Annotated in this window: 18 protein-coding genes and 1 pseudogene; 8 read left to right on the forward strand and 11 right to left on the reverse strand. The window is 62.0% G+C overall.

All coding sequences use genetic code 11. The annotated features are described in order from the left end of the window. Positions 1-36: 36 nt before the first annotated feature. The 3 genes from LA521A_RS16750 to LA521A_RS16760 all read right to left on the reverse strand — a co-directional run bounded on the left by LA521A_RS16750 (position 37) and on the right by LA521A_RS16760 (position 5,063). Complete coding sequence (locus tag LA521A_RS16750; protein ID WP_343226698.1) at positions 37-993, reverse strand: TIGR03299 family phage/plasmid-derived protein; 957 nt, start codon at positions 991-993, stop codon at positions 37-39. 525 nt (positions 994-1,518) lie between these two features. Continuing rightward, complete coding sequence (locus LA521A_RS16755; RefSeq protein ID WP_281779977.1) at positions 1,519-3,837, reverse strand: S8 family peptidase; 2,319 nt, start codon at positions 3,835-3,837, stop codon at positions 1,519-1,521. A gap of 233 nt (positions 3,838-4,070) precedes the next feature. Next, positions 4,071-5,063: an AAA family ATPase gene (locus tag LA521A_RS16760; RefSeq protein WP_281779978.1), complete on the reverse strand. Its 993-nt coding sequence runs from the start codon at positions 5,061-5,063 to the stop codon at positions 4,071-4,073. 852 nt (positions 5,064-5,915) lie between these two features. On the opposite strand from LA521A_RS16760, the gene LA521A_RS16765 reads away from it, so the two are divergent. From LA521A_RS16765 to LA521A_RS16780, 4 genes are all read left to right on the forward strand, one after another. After that, positions 5,916-6,557: a DUF6988 family protein gene (locus LA521A_RS16765; RefSeq protein WP_281779979.1), complete on the forward strand. Its 642-nt coding sequence runs from the start codon at positions 5,916-5,918 to the stop codon at positions 6,555-6,557. After that, on the forward strand, positions 6,557-7,831 hold the full coding sequence (locus LA521A_RS16770) for a HEPN/Toprim-associated domain-containing protein (protein WP_281779980.1): 1,275 nt from the start codon (positions 6,557-6,559) through the stop codon (positions 7,829-7,831). Before LA521A_RS16765 ends, LA521A_RS16770 begins: the two co-directional genes overlap by 1 nt. A gap of 118 nt (positions 7,832-7,949) precedes the next feature. Continuing rightward, positions 7,950-8,762 carry a hypothetical protein gene (locus tag LA521A_RS16775; RefSeq protein ID WP_281779981.1) on the forward strand — a complete coding sequence of 271 codons (813 nt, stop codon included), beginning with the start codon at positions 7,950-7,952 and terminating at the stop codon, positions 8,760-8,762. Between the two features lie 9 nt (positions 8,763-8,771). Beyond that, positions 8,772-10,010: a hypothetical protein gene (locus LA521A_RS16780; RefSeq protein ID WP_281779982.1), complete on the forward strand. Its 1,239-nt coding sequence runs from the start codon at positions 8,772-8,774 to the stop codon at positions 10,008-10,010. 80 nt (positions 10,011-10,090) lie between these two features. On the opposite strand, the gene LA521A_RS16785 is transcribed toward LA521A_RS16780, so the two are convergent. After that, positions 10,091-11,347, reverse strand: coding sequence for a hypothetical protein (locus LA521A_RS16785; RefSeq protein WP_281779983.1), 1,257 nt, complete (start codon positions 11,345-11,347; stop codon positions 10,091-10,093). 237 nt (positions 11,348-11,584) lie between these two features. After that, on the reverse strand, positions 11,585-12,796 hold the full coding sequence (locus tag LA521A_RS16790) for a tyrosine-type recombinase/integrase (RefSeq protein ID WP_281779984.1): 1,212 nt from the start codon (positions 12,794-12,796) through the stop codon (positions 11,585-11,587). Between the two features lie 574 nt (positions 12,797-13,370). Here LA521A_RS16790 and LA521A_RS19065 point away from each other — a divergent pair. Beyond that, positions 13,371-13,640: pseudogene (locus LA521A_RS19065) on the forward strand (hypothetical protein); the annotation flags it as partial. A gap of 261 nt (positions 13,641-13,901) precedes the next feature. Here LA521A_RS19065 and LA521A_RS16795 read toward each other — a convergent pair. Then, positions 13,902-14,450: an MbcA/ParS/Xre antitoxin family protein gene (locus LA521A_RS16795; RefSeq protein ID WP_281779985.1), complete on the reverse strand. Its 549-nt coding sequence runs from the start codon at positions 14,448-14,450 to the stop codon at positions 13,902-13,904. 271 nt (positions 14,451-14,721) lie between these two features. Further along, on the reverse strand, positions 14,722-15,111 hold the full coding sequence (locus LA521A_RS16800; protein WP_281779986.1) for an antitoxin Xre/MbcA/ParS toxin-binding domain-containing protein: 390 nt from the start codon (positions 15,109-15,111) through the stop codon (positions 14,722-14,724). A 499-nt stretch (positions 15,112-15,610) separates the two neighbouring features. On the opposite strand from LA521A_RS16800, the gene LA521A_RS16805 reads away from it, so the two are divergent. Beyond that, on the forward strand, positions 15,611-16,414 hold the full coding sequence (locus tag LA521A_RS16805; protein ID WP_281779987.1) for a hypothetical protein: 804 nt from the start codon (positions 15,611-15,613) through the stop codon (positions 16,412-16,414). 164 nt (positions 16,415-16,578) lie between these two features. On the opposite strand, the gene LA521A_RS16810 is transcribed toward LA521A_RS16805, so the two are convergent. Next, complete coding sequence (locus LA521A_RS16810) at positions 16,579-16,992, reverse strand: hypothetical protein (RefSeq protein WP_281779988.1); 414 nt, start codon at positions 16,990-16,992, stop codon at positions 16,579-16,581. Positions 16,993-17,277: 285 nt separating this feature from the next. Between LA521A_RS16810 and LA521A_RS16815 the strand changes: the two genes are divergently transcribed. After that, positions 17,278-17,412 carry a hypothetical protein gene (locus tag LA521A_RS16815; protein WP_281782180.1) on the forward strand — a complete coding sequence of 45 codons (135 nt, stop codon included), beginning with the start codon at positions 17,278-17,280 and terminating at the stop codon, positions 17,410-17,412. A gap of 137 nt (positions 17,413-17,549) precedes the next feature. On the opposite strand, the gene LA521A_RS16820 is transcribed toward LA521A_RS16815, so the two are convergent. The 3 genes from LA521A_RS16820 to LA521A_RS16830 form a co-directional block, all read right to left on the reverse strand. Next, positions 17,550-18,161 (reverse strand): TetR/AcrR family transcriptional regulator, encoded by a 612-nt coding sequence (locus LA521A_RS16820; RefSeq protein WP_281779989.1) that lies wholly within the window; start codon positions 18,159-18,161, stop codon positions 17,550-17,552. A 21-nt stretch (positions 18,162-18,182) separates the two neighbouring features. Further along, positions 18,183-18,779: an NAD(P)H-dependent oxidoreductase gene (locus tag LA521A_RS16825; protein WP_281779990.1), complete on the reverse strand. Its 597-nt coding sequence runs from the start codon at positions 18,777-18,779 to the stop codon at positions 18,183-18,185. 98 nt (positions 18,780-18,877) lie between these two features. Beyond that, positions 18,878-19,789, reverse strand: coding sequence for a LysR family transcriptional regulator (locus tag LA521A_RS16830; protein ID WP_281782128.1), 912 nt, complete (start codon positions 19,787-19,789; stop codon positions 18,878-18,880). 87 nt (positions 19,790-19,876) lie between these two features. Between LA521A_RS16830 and LA521A_RS16835 the strand changes: the two genes are divergently transcribed. Next, complete coding sequence (locus LA521A_RS16835) at positions 19,877-20,506, forward strand: glutathione binding-like protein (protein ID WP_281779991.1); 630 nt, start codon at positions 19,877-19,879, stop codon at positions 20,504-20,506. Positions 20,507-20,517: the final 11 nt, after the last annotated feature.

The raw sequence follows: 20,517 nt of genomic DNA on the forward strand, positions 1-20,517 counted from the left end.
GGGCCGGGCGTCATGGCGCGTTGATCAGTGGGGACTTCAGGACACCAGCTCGAGAGCCTCTTCCCAAGCCCTCTGCTTGATCTGCGCCCCTTGCCCAAACCACGCCGCGTCCCGACGGTGGTCGTCGCTGCGGGCCCTGCGGTGGTGATCCACGAACTCGGTGACGCTGTTGAGCAAACCCCACGCTGTTCCGCGGCTGGAAGCCAACATCGCGCCACGACCACCGCCGTCGTACAGCGCACGGACATTCGCCAGCGCCTGTTCGTTGACCACGCCCGCCTTCCCCTCCTGGACCTGGTAGGTCAGGACACGTCGCAACAGACCTTCGACAGTGTCGGGGTCGACCGGGCACTCCGCCAGCGCCTTCATCCGTGCTACGAAGCCATCCCACGACGAAACCGTGATCCCGAGCTGGCGTTTGACCGTGTCGGCATCGAAGCGGCTACGGTGCGGCACCTTGATCGCACCGCTCGCACCAGTCAGAGCAACACGCAACGTGTTGTTGCAGACCACGCGAACGGACGTGAACTGGGCCGTGGTGGCCAACGACCCATCGCAGGCGGTGGCGAGAAGCAGATACCCATCCACCCGGTCTCGACCCTTGAGCACGATGCTCTGCCCCGTCCGAGCCAGTGCCCAGAACTTGCGCCCCTCGCGCAGGACGCCGGCGGTCTCCAGCTCGAATCCACTGTGGGCGGTCAGGTCGCGGTAAAACTCGAGCACCTCTCCGGGCTGGACAACCTTGAAGCGCTTACTGACGACGGCCAAGGGAGCCTTTGTGTCCGACCGATACAACACCTTCTGCTCTGGAAAAGCATTGATGACCCCGACATTGTTGCTGCCCGAGATGTAGCGGACCTCTGCTTCTTCGATCGCCCAGTCCATGCCGGCCTGTTCCTTCCACACCTCGACCGGTTGCTGCGCAGCCAGTTTGTTGCCAAGGCCGTGCCACGGTTTCTCACCGGCATAGGCCATCGTTTGAACCAAGTGCATGTCGACTTCCTCGAATGGCGGCATAAACGCAGAAGGCCCGCCGATGAGGGCGGGCCTTCTGTGATGCCAGCGGACTGGCTTAAGGCAGACGAATGTTTCGCTTGGTCAGAAGACCCACCAGAACCACAGTAGCCCACGTCAGCAGCTGGACAATCGTCTCCCTTGTGTCATTGCGCATGGCTCTGACCTTGCCGTGAGCGCTTGGGACGCAGCGCTCGGACGTGAAGCGAAGAACTCCTCCGCTTCAGGTCGGTATTAAGGGCTTGAAATATTTTTGGATCTCGGCGACGCCTGTCAGTGTCCGCCAGAAGCGAAGGCTGGTCGCGCTCTGAATAGATCTACAGGACGGAAGCGGCCAGCCTTTGTCACCACCGGCTTAGTGCAGCCGACGTCCAACTGTCACTCGACGGAGAAGACTTGTCGATTCATCCAAGCATGTCTGGGCAGTTGCGACCATCAGTTCGAATTAGACGTTACGGCCCGGAGAGTACTCGGACTTTCGTGCGTTCGGTCTGGACAGGTGCCTCAGCCAATATCCACAGGAACGCCAACAGCCGGAACCGGAATCTGGGCAAGGATGGGCGTGTACAAGTCGACCTCCATGTTCTCTGCCACCTCTAGAGTGACCACCAAGGCGTATCGGACGGTCTTATTCGGCTGACCTGCGCCTTTCCAGTCTTTCCACCACCCTCCGACTGGGAATACGGCGATATGGGATTTCTCCGCGAGCTCCGCCGCTGTCCCCATCCACACGTCCGAATGGATAGAGCCTCGGGATTGGAGCTTCGTTCCAAGGAACCAGCCGGCCGAATCGGGATCCCTAAAGGCCCCGTGCTCATCCTCTCCATTCTCGGCGGCCGCCTCCCGCTCAAGGAGGTTGATGCGCTGATTGAACTCCTCGGCCAACTCCGTGGCTCCCTTTACCGCGAATCGAAGCCCATGTGACTGGTAGCGGAACTTGCTCTGCCAACCCCGTTGACTAGGATTTGGGTCCACGAAGTGCGAGAGCGTTATGCGCAGTGCGACGGTTGCCTCGCCCAAGGCTTGCAGCGCGGCGGCCGGCCAAGGAAGCTCGTGCAGATTGATCGTGTTGAGTCTGATGTTGGATCCATCGACACGGTACGGCTTAATGGTCTCCTGGAGAACCAACGTAGGCCTGGTGGCTGTCGACTCAAGGGAGTTGTCCGGGCTAATGGCGCCAAAACCGTAGCGCTTCAGCAGGTTCAACTTGTGCCGCATGAGTCGAACGAGCGGCAGCTGCGCCAACATCGCGGGCGTGTACCGGGCGCCGTGGATGACCAACGCTCGTAGCGTTTCGGGCCAATAGTCTGGGTACCGGTCCGATAACCTGGCACAAAGCCTGGCCACTTCGGCGGTCGCGGCGCTTGTATCCCCTGTTTCCGTTAGCAACGCCGTCGCCATTTCGTGTGAGGTCGACAGCAAGCGAAGGTTTTCTGGTCCGACGATTACGTGGATCCCGGCGTCTAAACAGCCGTTTCCGCCCTCGGCGACCACGTCGGGTTTGTACGGCCAGTTGGTCCTTGGCCACATCAACGATGTCGATGATGAAGGCGACAAGCCTCCGCCGGTGGCGATCGCCTGGAAGGACGGATATTCGTCTTGATCGAAGTCGGTTAGATAGGTGCAGGCACCAACCGTAATCGCGTTCCAGGACTGACCTGGATTTTCTACCGGCGACAGATCATTGATTGCCGGATAGTTGTTCCAGTCTGGCCATCCAACGTTTCCAGAAGACAGGACGAATAAGCGGGGTTTGCTCTGTGCTTCCTCGCTCTCATCATCAACCACCTCGGGCGCACCGAACGCCAATCGGTCAATGGTCGCAGACCATTCTGACGGAGAGCCCGTAGTCTTCCCAATGGACGTCGTCATCATCGCGAATGTGCGGCGACGATTGGGATACGGATCCTCTACGGCCCTTGTCGCCTGTTCTGTAATCCATCCATACAGGTGCGGGGGATTCTCCCCATCTGGCGGCAGAATCTTGACGGATTCCAAGCGATGCGCGATCTGATAGGCCTGAGTCGATGCCAACGGGTCCACCAGATTGCCGTGCAGCACAAGTCCGGCCATCTGCGTTCCGTGGCCATGATGATCTGTGCGACGCCATGCAGGCTGCAGCGCATGCAGGTCGTCGTCCGCCAGCCCATGCCTGAGAAGAGGATGTCCGTTATTGACGCCCGTATCGAGCAACGCAACGTACGGGGCCCCCTCGCTCTCGCCGTGCGTCGTGCGCGCGGCGAGATCATTCACCCACTCGGCTTGCTCAGCAGGATTCAGCTGTGACAAGAAGAACTCGGCCGTGGGTGCGACGCTGCGGATCTCGGCCACGGCGTCCAACAGCTCGATAGCCTGTTCGAGCATTTCTCGCACCGCGCGTGCTGCAATGACTACGCGACCCGGAAAAGGCACGAAGCCCGGCTCTACCTCGATACCGAGCTGTTGTGCGAGGCCAGCGAAACGATCGCGAGTAACCAACGGTCCCTCACGCAACTCTCTGAGCCACAACTGAAACCACCTGACCTCGCCGGCAGGCGGAGCCTCAGAGACATCTGTCCAGAGCTCGTCGAAGGCAGCCTTCCGAACGTTCTCGATGACATTAACCAGCGCCGCATTTTTCGGCCTGTTGAATCGTGTGTCTTGCTCCAAGTACTCGGTTATCCGACTGACGAATGCTGTCAGGTGCCCGTCAGGAACAAACACCACCACAAGGTCGGAGGTATTCCCTTCCGCAACATTGAGAACTTCGATCCCTTCCCGACGCCACTCCAGCTTCTTGTAGTCGAGGAATCCCTTGGGAGAGATTTCGAGCACGATGGACATGCCCTGCTGGGGCAAATTTCTGTCCGCGCGGAGCTGCGTGAGCTCAGCTTCTCGCCGCGTTAGTTCGGCAAACTGCCGGAGCAGCCTCTGGCCATGGGTCGCCCGATCCCTCGGGGGCGGGGGTGGCTGCTGTACTGTCAGGGTCGACCGAAAAGGCCGCGCGTCCGCAGAATCGACGATTCGAAGGTGATCTAACTCTGGCATGACCCTTACAGGCCATGAGAGCCTGTCCCTTAGCTGAGTTTCACCGGGCCAAGGCTAGCAGAACGTTCTGCCAAGTGCTGAAGCACGCTTTCCTCCGTCGCGTAATCCCGATGCTCCAAGACCGCATCCTTCATGGCGTCCTGGCATGCGCGCACGATGTCGGAGTGAGACAAGCCTCGAGCGGCGGACACCATACGCCGGGGATCCAGGACCGGGGGCGTCAGCAGCGCCAGGCTGTTCTTGAGCAGGTGAGCGATCTCATCATCATCGGGCGCGCGGTAGCGAATGACGTCGTCAAATCGACGAAACAACGCGCTATCCAGGGAGTCGCCGTGGTTCGTCGCTGCCACTATCAAACTTTCTGACGAATCCTGCTCAATGAGCTGCAGAAACATGTTGAGCGTACGACGCATCTCTGCGACGTCGTGCTGGGTTCCACGCTGCAATCCGAGCGAATCGAATTCATCGAATAGATATACGCCTCGCGTGGTCTTCAAGGACTCGAAGACCAGACGAAGCTTGGAGGCGCTTTCGCCCATGAATTTGGTAATCAGGCTGTCAAAGCGCGCAATGAAGAGAGGTAATCTCAGCTCCGTTGCCAAGACGCTGGCGGTAAGCGTCTTCCCCGTACCCGGAGGCCCCATCAGCAGCAATTTCCGGCGTGGCGACAAGCCGTGGCCGGTAAGTCGTTCGTGCTGACGCTGCTCATTTAGAACGCGCTCGAGCTTTGCTCGAACCTCGGGCGACACGACCATCTCAGACAAATGATGGCTGGGGTACTGCACGGTAAGTAGTTCCGCCAGATCGCCCTTTGGTTGGGCCAGCGGAACGGGGCGGGAGCTTGGCTTCGCGAATTGTTTCGCCTTGGCGGCGTCAATGAGCGCGCGCAATTCCGCGGCAAGCCGCGTATGTCCGCGCTGCGCCTCATCGGCCGCCATCTGGAGTGCGACCGAGAAGAATTGCGCGTCTTCTTCGCCTGCGTAGGCGCGCAGAAGCGCTTTGAGTTGGTCTGCACGCGCCATGGGAGTCTCCTAGGCGAATAGTACGGGAAACCTCCCACAACCCCAGTGGGGTGCGGCTTGTGCTTTTATAGCACACCTGTGTGATAGTAGCAATATGGCTTACGCGTTTCCGACCTCTCAACGAGAACTTCTGATCGCAGCGCGCGGGGGGGCAACCCAAGCGGAGTTTGCGAAGCGGCTTGGCGTCGACCGTAGCTGCCTGTCTCGCTATGAGACCGAGCAATTGGGAGCGCCGACCTCAGTGTTGAACTACTGCCTTAAAGCCGTCGCCGAGCTCCATTTGGGCGTCGAAAATGGCTCCGGCGTGCAACTCGCTCTTGCCCATGTCAGAAGGGCCGCCGACACACTGGAACAAGCTGCAAAGAATGAAGCGCAACGTTTTGCGACAAAGCGCGTTCGGCCTGCTAGTAGGTCCTGAAGTGACCCACTTCGGTGAGTTTCGTGCGGCGGGTCGCACAGGTTGCGACTTGAAAGGTGCTCTGCCTGACGGTTAGGCGCCATTGGCCCATCGTCTTGGACTGGGATTGTGCGGCGCCCTAGGCTGGGCATGTTCGGCGCAGGTAGGGGCGACGGCCCGGAGCGGGCAGTCAGTGGTCCGTCAAACTTTCGATCATCGGTTGTATACCTCGGCCTAGAATGGTCGAGGTGCGCCCAGGAGAAAGCCGTTCGCCTACTTTGCCCCCTTTGTTGCCGCCCTGCGTAGAATCGGACTAGCACAATCACCTCGCCTGAAGCCGCACGTGAACGAACACCTCCCATCGCCGGGTTTGACCACTATCGCCGGCGATGCGCACTGTGTCCCTTGAGAGCATGGGCCCGACGCCGAAGGTCGCGCCCGCCACGGCTAACCCCTTGGCGTCCGCGCTGGACGTCTCGGGACAGCTCGCCGCTCTGATCGGTGCGGCGTGGGAGTCGACGTCGGCGTTCACCGACGCCCGGCATCGCGCCGCCCAAGGGCTGTGCGCGATCTCGTTGCATCACGGCCAGGCCGTGCTGTCGCTGCTGCCCGTGCTGCCGGCTTCTGCCATCGTGTTGATGCGTCCGCAGTACGAAGCCCTGGTGCGCGCCGTCTGGGCTATGCACGTGGCTCCCGAAACACAGTTGCAGCGCCTGGTCGCCCCGCTGACGCTCGAAAGCCAGCAGGCTGCCAAGAAGCTGCCCGGCGTACCGGAGATGCTGGAAAAACTGGAGGCCTCGGGACCGCGCGGCGCGGCCACGTTACTCGGACGAGCACGCGAGCGCCTCAACGATGGTCTGAATTCCTTCGTGCACGGCGGCATTCATCCGTTTGCGCGCCAGCAGGATGGCTACCCGATCGGCCTGCTGATGGACGTGATGAAGAATGGCAATGCGATGGCGATGCTGACGCTCAACGTGCTGTCAGCGCTTCCGCAACAAGCCGACGCGATAGTGCTGATGCGGGCCTTGTACCAACAGTTCGAAGACGTGCTGCCGACGCTGGAGCCCTCACCTGCCACGACCGGAAGCGCCTAATGGGCACGATGATTTGCCTTGCCCTAGGCAAGCTCGAGGTCGACTGGGGAAAGAACAACTTTTTCTCCGACCACGGCGCGCTTTTCCAGCCGAGCGATCTCAAGCAAATCCCTACGTACGACGAGGACGAGGACGAGGAGGATCCGGAAGGGGAGCCACTCGTCTTGATGGACCAAGGGTTTGGCAAACCCTTGCGCCACGTGCGCGATCGGCTGGAGCTGATGGGCTACACGTTGCGCGCCGTAGAGCATCACTACGAGCGCCTGCACCGCATGCATGGGATGTCGGACAAGCCGATCCCCTTCACTACATTGCGCCGCGCCCTAGCAAAGGTCGATGTCACCAAGGTCAGCGGCAACTACAGCGAGGACTATGACCCGGGCGAGTTCGTGCGCAAGGAAATCCTCAAGCGTTTGGCACTGGCCTCGGAACGCCATCACTACTACCAGACAGGCTCGCGACCGGATCACTGGGAAATCGACCTGCTGCTTGAGAACTTCGGCGCCAACGGCGCGCTGCGGCTGCTCGCTGAAAACCCGGCGAACCTGGATCTGGACGTTACCTGGGATTTCGGACCCCTAGTGGATGCAGGGTGGGCAGAGCGCGAGGAGTTTCAGCCGGGGCCGACACCCGAGCAGCGCTTCCTGATCGTCACCGAGGGCAGCTCGGACGCGAAGATCCTTCAGAAGGCGCTGCAGCTATTGCGCCCTCATATCGCCGACTTCTTCCGCTTCGTGGACATGGAAGAGGGCTATCCCTTCGCCGGCACGGGCAACCTGTACCGGTTCACCCAAGGACTGGCTGGCATCGGCATCCTCAACAACACGGTGCTGCTCTACGACAACGATGCCGAAGGCGTCGCCAAGTGGCGCGACACCCAGAAGCTGACGCTGCCGCCGAACATGCGCCCCATGAAGTTGCCGGACCTGAAGGCGCTCAAGCAGGTCATGACGGTGGGGCCGTCAGGGCGTAAGCGCGCCAACATCAATCAGCGGGCCGCGGCGATCGAGTGCTACCTGGACTTGACGCGACCCGGCTTGCCGGAGCCGGTGGTTCGCTGGGGCCCCTTCAACAAAGCGTCGGAGACCTATCACGGCGAGCTTGAGCACAAGACGCAGTACATGAAGCATTTCCTCGACCTGCGCGCCGCCGATCCGGCCTACGACGTTTCCAAGATCGAGGCCGTGCTGGACGCGATGGTGGCTGAGTGCGTGGCAATCGCCGAACACAACTTCATCGACTCACGAGCCTCGAGATCCGAGCCGTGGAAATAGGACATCGGGACGAGCTAACCCGCGAGCAACGGACCGCCTGGGATGCGATGTGCGCTGCCATGGTCCAGGCGATGACCGCTCTGCTCTCCAATCCCTATCCTGAGACTTAATCCTACCGATGCGGCCCACCCCCTTTTCTCGCCCCACGATCGTTGCCGCCACCGAGCTGCTGGATCGGCACAGCCAGGCGGGCATCAACCGCGTCGTGATCCGACTCGGGCTGGAAGCCGAGGTCTCATCCAGCAGCGACCTAAGCGTGGGCAAGAAGTGCGCCCTCATCGCCCGTGCAATCGTGCTGCGACCCGATCGGGTGCTCGAAACGGTGGATGGGCCGATGACGCTCGGGGAGGCGGTCGTCCGCGAGGCGGTAAAACTCGCGCAGCCGGCCTCGACCGACGACGCGCATACGGCGTTCCTACGCGGACTGGCGCGCGACGGATTCGTCCTGGTACCTGCCGTCGGCGGGCAGAATGCCTCGATCCGCGCCGCGTTGCCGAACGAGATCCAGCTGCCGGCCACCGACGACGACGTCCACCACCTACTCCGGCATTTCGGCTTCATCACGCCGCTCGGCCACTTGGACCAGGCGATCGATGCACACACCCGTGGCGACTGGGCCGCCTGCAATGCCCAGCTGCGCTCGTTTCTCGAGGGCTTGTTCGACGACATCGCACGACTCACGTACCCGCAACAGGCCGCCCAACTAGCGACGTCGGACAATCGGCGCACGTTGCTAGGCAACGAAGGCTTCCTCGACTCGGGCCGAGGCGAGTGGTCGATAGACGGCAAGAACTACGTCAACGGTTTGTTCAAGATGCTTCACACCCACGGCTCGCATCCTGGCCTGTCGAACGAGGACCACAGCACCTTCCGCCTACACGTGGTACTGGTGACTGCAGGCATGTATCTGCGCCGGTTGTACCGTCCCTGACGCAGGCCCATGACCAGCCATCTCAACTTCTTCGTCCCGTTCCAGTCCGCGCCTGCGTGGCACGAGAACCAGCTCACCCGTGCCCTATTGGTCGTGTTGCGCTACAGCCCGATGGCGCATCAGGCCTGGCTCGAGCGCGTGGCCCCGGGACGCCGGCTGCACGCATTGCCGCCCGCCGAGTTCGCCACGCAGCGCCAGCGCGTGCTTTCTTCGGGGGAAACGCTGAGGGACGGCGACGCGATCCCGGGCATCAGCGTGTGGCTGGCACCCGATGCAAAGCAGGTCAACGCCACTCTGGAGGCGTCGGACCGGCAACAGGTGTTGGACGCGATCATCACCTACGGCGGCGAGCTGGTCGTCGTGGTCGAAAACAAGATCAGCTGGTGTGATCCGACGGAACAGCCCCATCGTATCAACCTGCACGGGGCCCCAGTCCAATTCGAGGAGCACCCGCGCTCTGTGCCGTGGCAGGACGTGCTGGCGATGTTCTCCGACTTGGTAGAGCGCGACTTGGTCGCCGGCGCAGAGCGTCTCGTGATCGGAGACTTCCTCGACCTGGTTGAGGCGCACTTCCCTACCATCGGTCCGTATTCGACGATCGGCCGCTGCGGCACGAATGCTTTCCGCTTGGAACGGCGCCTGGACGCTGTGCAGGGATTCGCGGTGGCCACCGACGAAGGTAAAGCCCAAGGATGGAGAAACATTGATGGCACGCAGAAGATCTTGATGGCCTGGCTCGGCTATCCCAGCGACGTCTCCGCCGTGAGCCTTCGGATGTATCCGGCTGACACACTTGGACAGGCACGACACTTCTATGCCGATCCGGAGTCCGTGCAAGCCGTGCTCGCGCTTCGGTCGCAGGATTGGCGTGTCGATCCAAACTTTCATTGGGGCTTCATGGCGCCCGGCTATGCATGGGCGACATCCCCGTGCGCCGTCGAGGACTACTGCGCGTACTGGGTGGAGCACATCGGTGGTTCGCGCGAGCTGGCGCGATCTGAGTGGGACAGCTATCTGGCCACGCTGCAGGCCAATCGCATCTTGGACGCATCCGGGAGGGACGCGTTCGAGCAGGAGTTCGCGGGAAGCCAACGCCAGAAGGCCAGCCCACGGCCGGGTTTGTTCTGTGAGGTCACATGGCCGCTGGCGGAAGCGGCCCGACTGGATGCTCGAGGGGCCTTTGTAGATGCGGTCAAGCATCGCATCAACCAAATGCTCGCTGCGCTGCGGGCACCACTCCTCGCGTAGCGATCTCGCGCCGCATCCCAACTGGCCGGCGCGAATAGCTCCGCCGATCGACGCGGGCCAAGGAAGGCTCTGCGATGCGCTTATGCTGGCACTTGGGCCAGGATTTTGGCGATCGCTGCCTCGTTCACTGAAGGCCGTCCAAATGCATTGGTCAGTTTGTTAAAGGCTGATGTGAGGAATACTAGCTGCGCCTCTGAGCCCCAATCGCGTGCTTCGCGCGAATGCCCCACGTAAGGATCTAGGGCGAGCGTCCGGTCAGATTGGAATTGACCCGGCCAGTACACGCCCTCTAAGCCACCAACTCCAACTTCCACACGGTAGGGCGATGACGCACCAAAATGCTGATAGAACGCCAAACTGCGCTCCAGCATGGTAGACCAGTCCTTGAGGACGCGCGCATAGCCTAAATAGTTGCGATCGCCCTCCAAGGATGTAACTCCGGCGTCAAATGCCCATATCTCTCCGGTTTTGTCGAACCACTGCGTTGCCGTATGCGTGATGCCAGGGACGCCTCGCCACAGCCCGACAGAGACGCTGCCGAGTGCGTTTGCTCCACCATCTCCGTTAGTCCATCGCCCCAAGGGCGACAGACGCACCGGACCTGTCAGGTCGCGTACTTCTTGCCGCGTAGGCTTCTTACCCGTCCAACCGGCAGGCATCATCCGGAAGTAGCTCCGAGTGGTGCCATGCACCTCAAGAACATGCTCGCCAGACTCGCCGAAAAAATTCCCGTGTTGAATACGCTCCTCCGGTTGCAACCAAGTCGAAGGATCATCGTTCCGAGATGGGTGGCGCGCGAATTCAACCTGTTGATCGCGGCGCGACAATGCACTTTGCAAGTTGACCTGCAGCGCCGCTGTCAGATCTGCAACAAGCTGCTCCCTGACTGTGCAAGCGACTTCGTCTCCATCGGTGGTGCGGAGCCGATAAGTAATGGCGCCGCGTCGGTGCCGAAGATCAAACGGCAAATCTTCCGGCTTACCGCCATATACTGTATTCGCTACAAGAATAATTGGTTCGTGACCTAAGACCTTCATTGCATGACCTAGTTCGATCATAACGTTCGGGTTAGGCACCTTCTTTCCTTGTCCTGTTTCAGCTATTGGCGTCACATCAGCAACAAAAGCGTCGGCGCGCTCAATTTTGTCGAAAATAGTCTTCACGATTTCGACGAGGCCTGCCTCGCCCTTCGTGTCGTGATCCAGCTCGGGCCGATCCGCGGGCGACAGCGCTAAATCGCTTGCGACCTTGTGCAGAGCATCTTCCAAAGCCGATTGGATGAAGTTCCTCGTGACTGCGACTGGGCGGTCACTTTGCCAAGACCAAAAAACTCTCATGCGGGCTCGCTCATCGCCAGATCCATATTCAATTCTAAGCGAATTGCGTGGCCTATCAGTCCACCGCTTAACTTCATTGCAATCGTTTCTCAGGGACCTTCGAGCGAGCCGCAAATCGATCCGATTGAAAGCTAGGGCTCTTCTCCGGAAACGCAACGTCCGTGCAAGAGGCTACCGAAGCCGTCACGCAATCCTGCGCGACGGGCGCCTCGGGTTGTAAGGAGTCGCCGGCATCCTTTACTCAGTGCGACGGCGAATTCTCAAGGAGTTGGAATTGAGCCTCAGACTGTCCAAGTAGTCCGCCCACGCCTGCATCATCTTCGTGCGCTCTGCCAGGTGCGCTGTGCGGTTGTAGGCGCGCCCAAGCGGGTCTCTAACTGCGTGCGCAAGCTGATGCTCGATGTAGTCCGGCCGAAAGCCTAGGACTTCGTCGAGGACAGTGCGAGCCATTGCCCTAAAACCGTGTCCGGTGATGGTATTGCCATCAAAGCCCAAGTAACGCAATGCCGCATTGATCGTGTTTTCGCTCATGGGCCGCTTCGCGCTTCTGACGCCCGGGAAGATAAACTCGCTTCGCTTGGTGAGAGGCCGGAGTTCCTCAAGAACCTCCTTCGCCTGTGTTGCGAGCGGGACGATGTGCGGAGTTCCCGTCTTACTGGCGGTAAAGCGCCATTCGGCGGCATCCAGGTCGATGTCTGCCCAACGCGCCTTCCGAAGCTCCCCTGGTCGGACGAACAACATGGGGGCCAACTTCAGCGCCGCCTGCGTGACAGGCGAACCGCTATAGGAATACATGGCGCGCAGCAGGTCCCCGATCTTATCGGGGTCGGTCACGCTGGCGAGGTGTTTGACCTGCGGCTGCTCAAGCGCGCCCACCAAGTCATTCGCCGGATTGTTCTGCGCGCGGCCCGTGGCGATGGCGTACCTGAAGACGCGACCTGCGAAGGACCGGGCTCGATGAGCGGTCTCGACCACACCACGCTTCTCCAGCTTGCGCAACGCCGCCAACAACAGTGGCGCCGTCACGTCCGTGATGGGTAGCCCGCCGATGGCGGCCATGTCCTTCTCGATCAGTCGACGTTCGCGTTTCACCGACCCTGGGCTAAGCCCTTCCTTGGCCCGCTTATTCAGGAACTCAATCGCAATCGCTCCAAAGGTCGTCTCCGCCCGTTCGGCCTTCGTGGCCCGCTCGACCCTGGCGGCATTGGCGGGACTACCACCCCCCTTAACCAGGGCGCGAAGGCGATCCCGTTCGGCACGTGCCTCTGCCAGACCCATCGCCGGGTACTCCGCCATCGTGATGATGCTCGGCTTGCCGGCGTAGCGATATCGATATCGCCAGACCTTGGCGCCGCTCGGGCGCACTTCGATGCAAAGGCCATTGGTGTCAGCGAGGCGGTAGGCCCTCGTTCGTGGCTTGAGTGTGCGCAGCTTCGTGTCGGTGAACATGTGTGAGTCAACCAATTGTGAGTCAGCGCCCCCTTGCCGGCCGCATGACTCACAGCCTGACTCACTTTTTTTCCGGATTCAAGCGGACACGCGTGGACCATGGCGCACAAAAAACCCCGCTATTTGCGGGGTTTTTCGCTGCATCATGGACTGCCCCGGAGAACCTTGGACACTTATGTGGTGGGCCCACCAGGATTCGAATCCAGAGCCAATGGATCGCTGCCACAAGCGCCTGCTCGCCCGCTGCCGACCCCAGCACCCGCGATGCTGCGCTCAGCCCGACCCGCAACAGGTGTCGCAGTTCATGCGACGGGCGCGCGTAGGATGGCAACAGACCAAGAATTGCCTTCGACTGGTGTCAGTGCTCGCCTGGGCTTTCAGACCACCGCTAAGCAGCGAAGGACATCCCTTCTTTCGCGCCATGGGAACCAACGAACTGGCCGGTAGTCGATTTTCGACTCAGCTCTTCGACTATCACGCGCGCGCTTCGCTATGGATTACATGATGCGAACACCTTTTCCTCGATTTCGATGGCACCCTACACCCGACGTGGGTCTTCGAGGAGAAGGCCGACAGGGTCATTGCGAAGGCCTACGAAGGCCCGTGGTGCATCGAAGCATCAACCTTAGAGCGCATACCGAGTCCACATATTGAGCGATTCGAAATCGTCATCTCCAGCTGGTGGGCGTATCGGCACCCTCTAGAGCAGGTGTGCTCAATGCTGCCGGCAGGTTTAGCGCAGCACGTGACTGACTCGATTTGGCTATGGACGCAGCCGAATCTGATGGAGCAATGGGAGGCACTCTATGAGTGCCTTGCCCGCGGCTTCTGGTCACGCCTCTAGACGGCATCAAGCCCCACTTTCATAAGAAGGGCATTGCTGAGCACATATCGGCGTTGGAGACTGACCCTTTCGCCCGCTGCAAGATGGGATCGCACCGTCACGTACCTCTGACCGACGGAGAGCGCGACGAGACCGACAGCGACATCTTGCTTAGGATCCAAGCACTGGAAAGACGGGTTAGGCGTCTGAGGTCGCCTCACGACGTTGCGGACGTTCAGACGGTCACGTTCGTGCGGGACGATCCGTTGCCAGCCACGTGAATCAACAGATGTCCGTCGGAAGAGGCCCTGCCGCTGGCGCAGCGCTGTCCGCCAATTCGATCCTTGTAAGCTCGGCGTAAAGCAGGCGCCTGCCGGCCTTGGATCCCAACAGCATGGCCGGTGTCGCCCCCAAGAGGGGGTGGTTGGCCATTAGCCAAAGCGCCGCGCTGTCCGCGCCGCCGAACACTTCCTCCGCCTTGCCGACGACGACGTTCAAGGCTCGCGACCCCTGCCGTGGGAGACGCGTATGCGCTTGGCCGGCAATCAACTGCCAATACTCATCGGCTGCATCGAGTAGGCGGAAGCCTTCGGGCACCGCAGCCCCGTAGCGCGCTTCGAAGACGTAGCGCGCGTCATCGTCGTAGCCAGGCTCTGCGTCAAGTACATAGAGACGGCCGCTATGAGTTCTTGCCGTCGCGGTGCTCGGATCAAACGCGACTACAGGCGTGCTCAGGCGGCCGCACCCCTTCGCCAAATCCCAGCCGCTAAGGACGTCCCAATACTGATCGCCCAGGACGAACCGGTACACCTGCCACCTGGCCAGCTGCACACTGGGTTGTCTCCGGACTGACGGCATCGCCCAAACACTCATATCGCGCCCCTGCTTCGCTGTGTGGACGGGAGAGCCTATGCAGCTCGAATCTCACGCGCTGCGATAGCGCGTCCGCACTGCCTGGCGGGCTGCGTGCTAGGGAGCTCCCAGGGGATCTCAGCGGCATGCCGGGGCGACCGGATTCGTCGTGATGCGCCACGCGATGCCCGACGCGCGGGAGAGACGCTTCACCAGGTTGGCTGCTTAACTTTGTGGCTTCGATTCGAGATCAGGCGTACAACTGCGCGTCGAGGTATTGGCGCACCAGCGCCAAATCGGCGAATTGGCCGCTCACCATCCGATCCAGAGCCCGTGCCCCACCGAAAAGCGGAGCCGAGTTCGGCTGCTTGATCCAGGCGTCGGCGCGCTCTGGGATTGGCAGAAGCACCTGCAGCGCCGAATAGATCGCGAAGATGTGGGATAGGCGTGCCGTCGTCGCGTCGTCCAACTTGGCGGTGAGCTCGCCCGCTTCAAACGCCGCGAAGGTAATCTCGTCAACGCCCAACAACATCAGGCGCTCGACCCTGCTAAGCCCCCACGCTTGGGCGATGCGGAAGAACACCCGCAGCGCCTCCGGGCTCTCCAGGTCAACGACAGGCGAAGCATTCTCGAGGGCCATGGCACAATTCAGAGCGGAGTTGGGCCAGCAGCAGCTTGGAGATTCCCAGCATAGCGCACCTTCTCGCCAGCCACGGTAGCGGCTTCGATCGACGCTCCGGTGCGCAGCGTATGCAAGCGGCAGCGTGATCGCGCAGGCGACTACGGCAGGCCTCTGGTCCGCTGCCTCCCGGCCCGGCGCGTGACGTAAATCAAGAGGCGCCCGCCTGCTCATACGCGACTTGGACCGGGTGGGCCGCCTCGGAAGCCGCCGCCATCGCCTCCGTGAGCGACCCGGGCCTCGATCCCGACATTAGCACCGCTGGCCTGCACGCTTCGAGCCCGATCTCCATTGGCGGTCCGAAGCAACCGATGGCTCGCCCCCCCCCCGCCCTAACAGCGGCCGCGCGCGGAGGCCCCTCGGTCGGACCGGCCACCACACGCCCACTTCACAGTCCCGCCACGCTGACATCGCGCGGGCGTCCCACGCTTCTGGTCATGTGCCCCGAGAGATCGCCACCATGTCATTCGCAATGCCGCGACCTATGCCCACGCTTCTGCTCTGCATCGCTGCGCTCGCGGTGGGCTGCGGAGGCCCTCCCGAGGATCGGTCACCGGATCTGCAACTGCTTGCGACCGACGTCCATGTTGCCGTTGCGCGGCATACGCTTGTCCTGCCGTTTGTTGCTTTAGCAGATCATGCGGCCGGAGGGATGTCCTTCTCGCTCAATCGGAAAGCCGATGCGAGGCACGCGGCCCAGCGAAGCACTGCTCTACTTCAAGAGACTCGCGACCATGGGCGCCAGCTTGCGCTCGACTTGGTCTCGGTCACGGTGCACAACTACGGCGCGAGCGACTTCGATGTCCGCCGAAGTCAGCTGTGTCCCCGGTTGTCGCGCCAGTGGGCACGCTCCGTGTGCGACGACTCGCTCGGCTTGATTCGACGCGCACTGCCTCCCGGTCGCTTCAAGCTGGTCGATCTGGCCCGGCTGCGGCTCGATGACCCTCGCGGGCCGGCGAACTGCCTCCGCGATCGCAAGCACACCGCCTTGCCCTCCGTTCCCGGGCGCGGCGTCATCGTCTGTCCCGCGCTGGTCTTTGGCGGCGACGAAGATGAGTTTCATACGGCGGTCGTGCGGATCGATGGCAACCTGGGTGCAATGTGGACGGTGTGGCGAAATGGGCAGAACGGCGAATCGGCCCAAGCGATGGCTGCGCGAGAGGGCAACGCCATCGCGCTGTTTGTCGAGACCGCACTGGGCGAACGCGAGGACTATCCGAAGCTTGAGCGGGGCATGTGCCCTTTGATGCGACCCGGCATTTGACGCCCCATCTGAGTTGCACCTACCGGTTCGGGCGCCGATAGCCAAACCGGAGCGTTTGGACGGCGTCGTCCAGAACATTGGACAGAGGTGCCGCAGGGCCAATTCACGAGTGTCCGCTATCGGCCAGAAGCGGACGTTCGCGGCAGGCGTAATGAGATCGACGGTCAGACCGAGCGCGTCCTGTGCGACCTGCCGAAGCGCTTTCCCGGACAGCCAACGTACCCGTCAACAGATCGGCGTCCGTCGGAATCTTCCACGATCACGGAGAAATGCCTGCCAAACACAGGGTCGGTGCCAAATCTTGCAATCATTACCTTGATTTTCGCAGCGTCCAGACGGTGCTGTTCGGCGAATTCCGCAAGCCGCTCCGAATAGCGTCGGACGGCTTCGTTGAGATCGGCGGAAACCGGGCTACCGGAGGTCGAACCTGTCTTGAAGTCCACGGTGATGTGGCCTTCGGGCGACGCCGCAGCTTCTTCGTAGATGTCGACCCAATAGATTCCCACCATGAGGCAAATGCCGCTTGCCAGGGAATCGGCGACGTTGTGGCCAAAGGATGCGAGTTCACCGATCTTCACGGCCTCTTCCTCGTGTCGCTTTGGGTCCGAAGCGGACATTACCACCGCGCGCGGCCCATCCGGCAAGATGTCGGCAGCCGTGCGCCTACCCGCGATAAATCCGCCTAATCACTACTCCACTCGGTTTCCGCTTCTGGCCGACAGCAGACGCAATCCGGCCCCGGCATCCTCGCCGACCGTTTACGCAAACTGGTCGATACCGGCATCCTTGAGATGCGCGATGCCTCAGATGGAACGGCGTATCAGGAGTACGTGCTGACGACCAAGGGCAAAGGACTCTTCCCCATGGTGGTCCAATGGGGCGAGTCGCATCTGTTCGCCCGTGGCGAACGCCACTCGGTGCTGATCGACTCGCGCACGCGCGAGCCGGTTCCACGCATGGCACCCAAGGCCAAAGACGGCTCCACGCTGCTGCCATAGTTTACCGAAGTGCGGAAGATCACGTAGTGCGAAAGCCGCGCCCGTCCGCTATCCGCCAACAGGCGACCTGGTGCCGCGGCCCTCGTGATCCGGCCGAATGACGGGTCGCACCATACCTGCGACACGGACTGTCGGCGTCAGCTCCTCGAGACGATCGCCAGGATGGTGTCGCGCAGTTCGGCACTCGCTTGGTCGCGGGAGATCTCGCCGGCAATAGCCGCGTCAGACAGGGCATCGGCCGCGCCGAGTATGGCCCAAAATGCTGCGCGCGAAATCCCGTTAGAACGCGCGAACGGCGCGAGGATGTCACCGCACTTCTCGATGAAGGCATGCTGGTATCTGCGTTTGACCGATGCCAGTTCCGGCGAGCCGTTCAGCGCAGCCAGAACCTCGGGGATCTCGCGCCCCTGTGTGAGGACGCACTCGACGTAACTGTGCGCGATGACCTGCGCCTTGTCGTCCAGCGTCGGTCCGCTCGCCGCGATCGCCTCGTCGATGAGCGCCGTCTGTCGCGCGTCGTACTCTTCGTAGAGCGCCGCAAGCAGACCGTTGCGCGTGCCGAAATGGCTGTAGACGACGGGCTTGGTGACGCCGGCCGCTTCGGCGAGCCGCCCCAGCGTCAGCGCGTCGGTACCTTCGTCGCGAATCAGCTGCCACGACACCTGGAGCAGCTGGCGCAGGCGCAGCTCCCGCGGCAAGCGCTGGCGCGCGGCATCGGTGCGTTCATTCTTGCGCGAGTTCTTGGACACGGAGCCGCCGGCGATAGCGAGTCAGGGATGAGAGGACGAGAAGATGTTCTGGCCGATCGCGTACGCCGTATCGATTTGTCCTTCCGGCGTGCGGGCATCGGGCAGGAGCAGTTCGGATGTCGCGACGCGCGCGCCGCAGTAGCCGAAGATGCCGTGGTCGATCTGCGTCTTCATGGCACCGAAATATCCGTGGCGTGCGTAGGTTCGCGTCGTGGCGCCGGCGTTGGCGACGAGGTGCACGTTGAGCCGTTGCAGCTTCTTGACGAGTTTTCCGCCGGCGGACTCCTCGTAGGCCCAGCCATTGGTGAAAACACGATCGATCCATCCCTTGAGCAGGCCCGGAAACGACCACCAATAGACCGGGTACACCAGGACCAGTGCATCAGCACGGTCCAACCTCGCGTGCTCGCGTGCGACGTCGCGCCCCGGGGATCTCTGCTGCAAATGCAATTCGTGGTCGGCTGAGGAGAAGCGCGGGTCGAAGCCCTCTGCCGCCAGGTCCGCGAACTCGTGAGTGTTCGTGGCATCTGATGCCGCTATGCCGCGCCCCACTTCGACCGCGACAGCGTGCGTGAAGGACTTTGAGTCAGGGTGTGAGACAACGATCAGGGCGTGCATGGGCGTCCGCGCCATTAATATACCATCAGTATGTTACCATTGGTATATTTACCGCGCAACCGTCCGTTGGCCGTCTTGCCGCAGGCCTGCTCGATAGCTCAGGCGACGGGCCGCCCCTCGAATCGCGCCGCTTCACGCTGGAGCCGCTGGGACAGGAACTCGGTCAAAGCCGCGATCCGGCGGACGTGTCGCAGATCCGGATGCGTGATCAGCCACAACGGGACGGCCGCGTCCTCCAGTACCGGCGTGACGCGCGTGAGCAATGGCTCGCTATCGCCGAGGTAGCACGGCAGCACCGTTGCACCAATACCGGACTTCGCCGCCTGCATGAGGGCTATCAACGAATCGGCGCGCAGAACGATCTGTGCCAGGGGAACGTGCGCGGCGATCCAGCGGGCGCTGCTCGCGTGCGACAGCGACGCGTCGGGCGCGACCCACGCCTGATCCGACGCGCTCTTGAACTCCCCCGCCCACGCCGCATCCGCGCGTGCGTACACCGCCGAGGCGACCGTCCCCACTCGCCGCGCAACGAGTTGCTCGGACACCACGGCGCTCGGCCGGATCGCGATGTCTGCGTCGCGCCTGCTCAGATCGTAGATGGCATTGGCCACAGAAATCTCCACGACGATGCCGGGCTCGATGGCACGAAATTCGGCGATCATCGGAAACACGACGTGCAGGAGCGTGTCCGTGGTCGTAACGCGCACCACGCCGGACAGGCGCGTGTCCTCGCCCAGCACGCGGCGCTCAAGTGTCAGCAGCTCGTCGCTGATGCGCTTGGCCGCTTCGATGGCGGCTTCTCCCGCGGGCGTCGGCCGATACCCGTTGCGCGAGCGGTCGAACAGGCGCGCGCCAATTCGGCGCTCGAGGGCTCCGAGTTTCTTGAATGCGGACGAGTGATCCACGCCGAGTTGCTTCGCAGCGCCGCCCAGATTGCCCGTGCTGGCGATCGCGAGCAGGAGCTTCAGATCGGAGAGGGCCACGCCATTGGATGTCGTCGTGTTTTGCATCGCGTGCAAGATCGGCTTTCGTGTGGGCCGTATTGGCGCGAGAACCATACACCACGAAGCTGGACGCCCCTCCCCAGGAACATCCCCGTGAAGCTCTATTACGCATCCAACACCTGCTCGCTGGCCGCGCAGATCGTCGCGCTCGAAGCAGACATCGAACTCCAGGGGGAAAAGGTCGACATCCACCAGCAGCCGCATGTCCTCGCCGACGGTTCGCCGTTCACGGCCGTCAACCCCAAGGGCTATGTTCCCGCGTTGGAACTCGACGACGGTCGGCTGCTTACCGAAGGCGTCGCCATCCTCACGTTCCTGTCGGACCTGCGCCCCGATGCCGCGCTGGCGCCGCGTGATAAAAGCCTGGCGCGTTACGAGTATCTGCAGTGGATGACGTTCATCGCGACCGAGCTGCACAAAAGCTACAGCCCGTGGCTGTTCCACCCGGAGGTGGGCGCGATGGCGCAGGACGCGGCGCGCCAGAAAATCGGGGAGCGCTTGCCGATCGTCGAGGCGCGTCTGGTCGGTCGCGATCACCTGGTGGGCGAGCGCTTCACCGCCGTGGACGCGTATGCGTTCACGATCCTGTCCTGGTCCACGTACGCGGGCGTCGCGCTCTCCGGGTTCCCGAAGATCGAACGCTACCTGCGCGCGATCGCCGCGCGTCCGTCGGTGCGTCAGGCTCGTGTGGCGCACGGCAACCTCATCGGGCAGGAATCCTGACCATGAAGGCC

The organism is Lysobacter auxotrophicus (assembly GCF_027924565.1).
Classification (GTDB): Bacteria; Pseudomonadota; Gammaproteobacteria; order Xanthomonadales; family Xanthomonadaceae; genus Lysobacter_J; species Lysobacter_J auxotrophicus.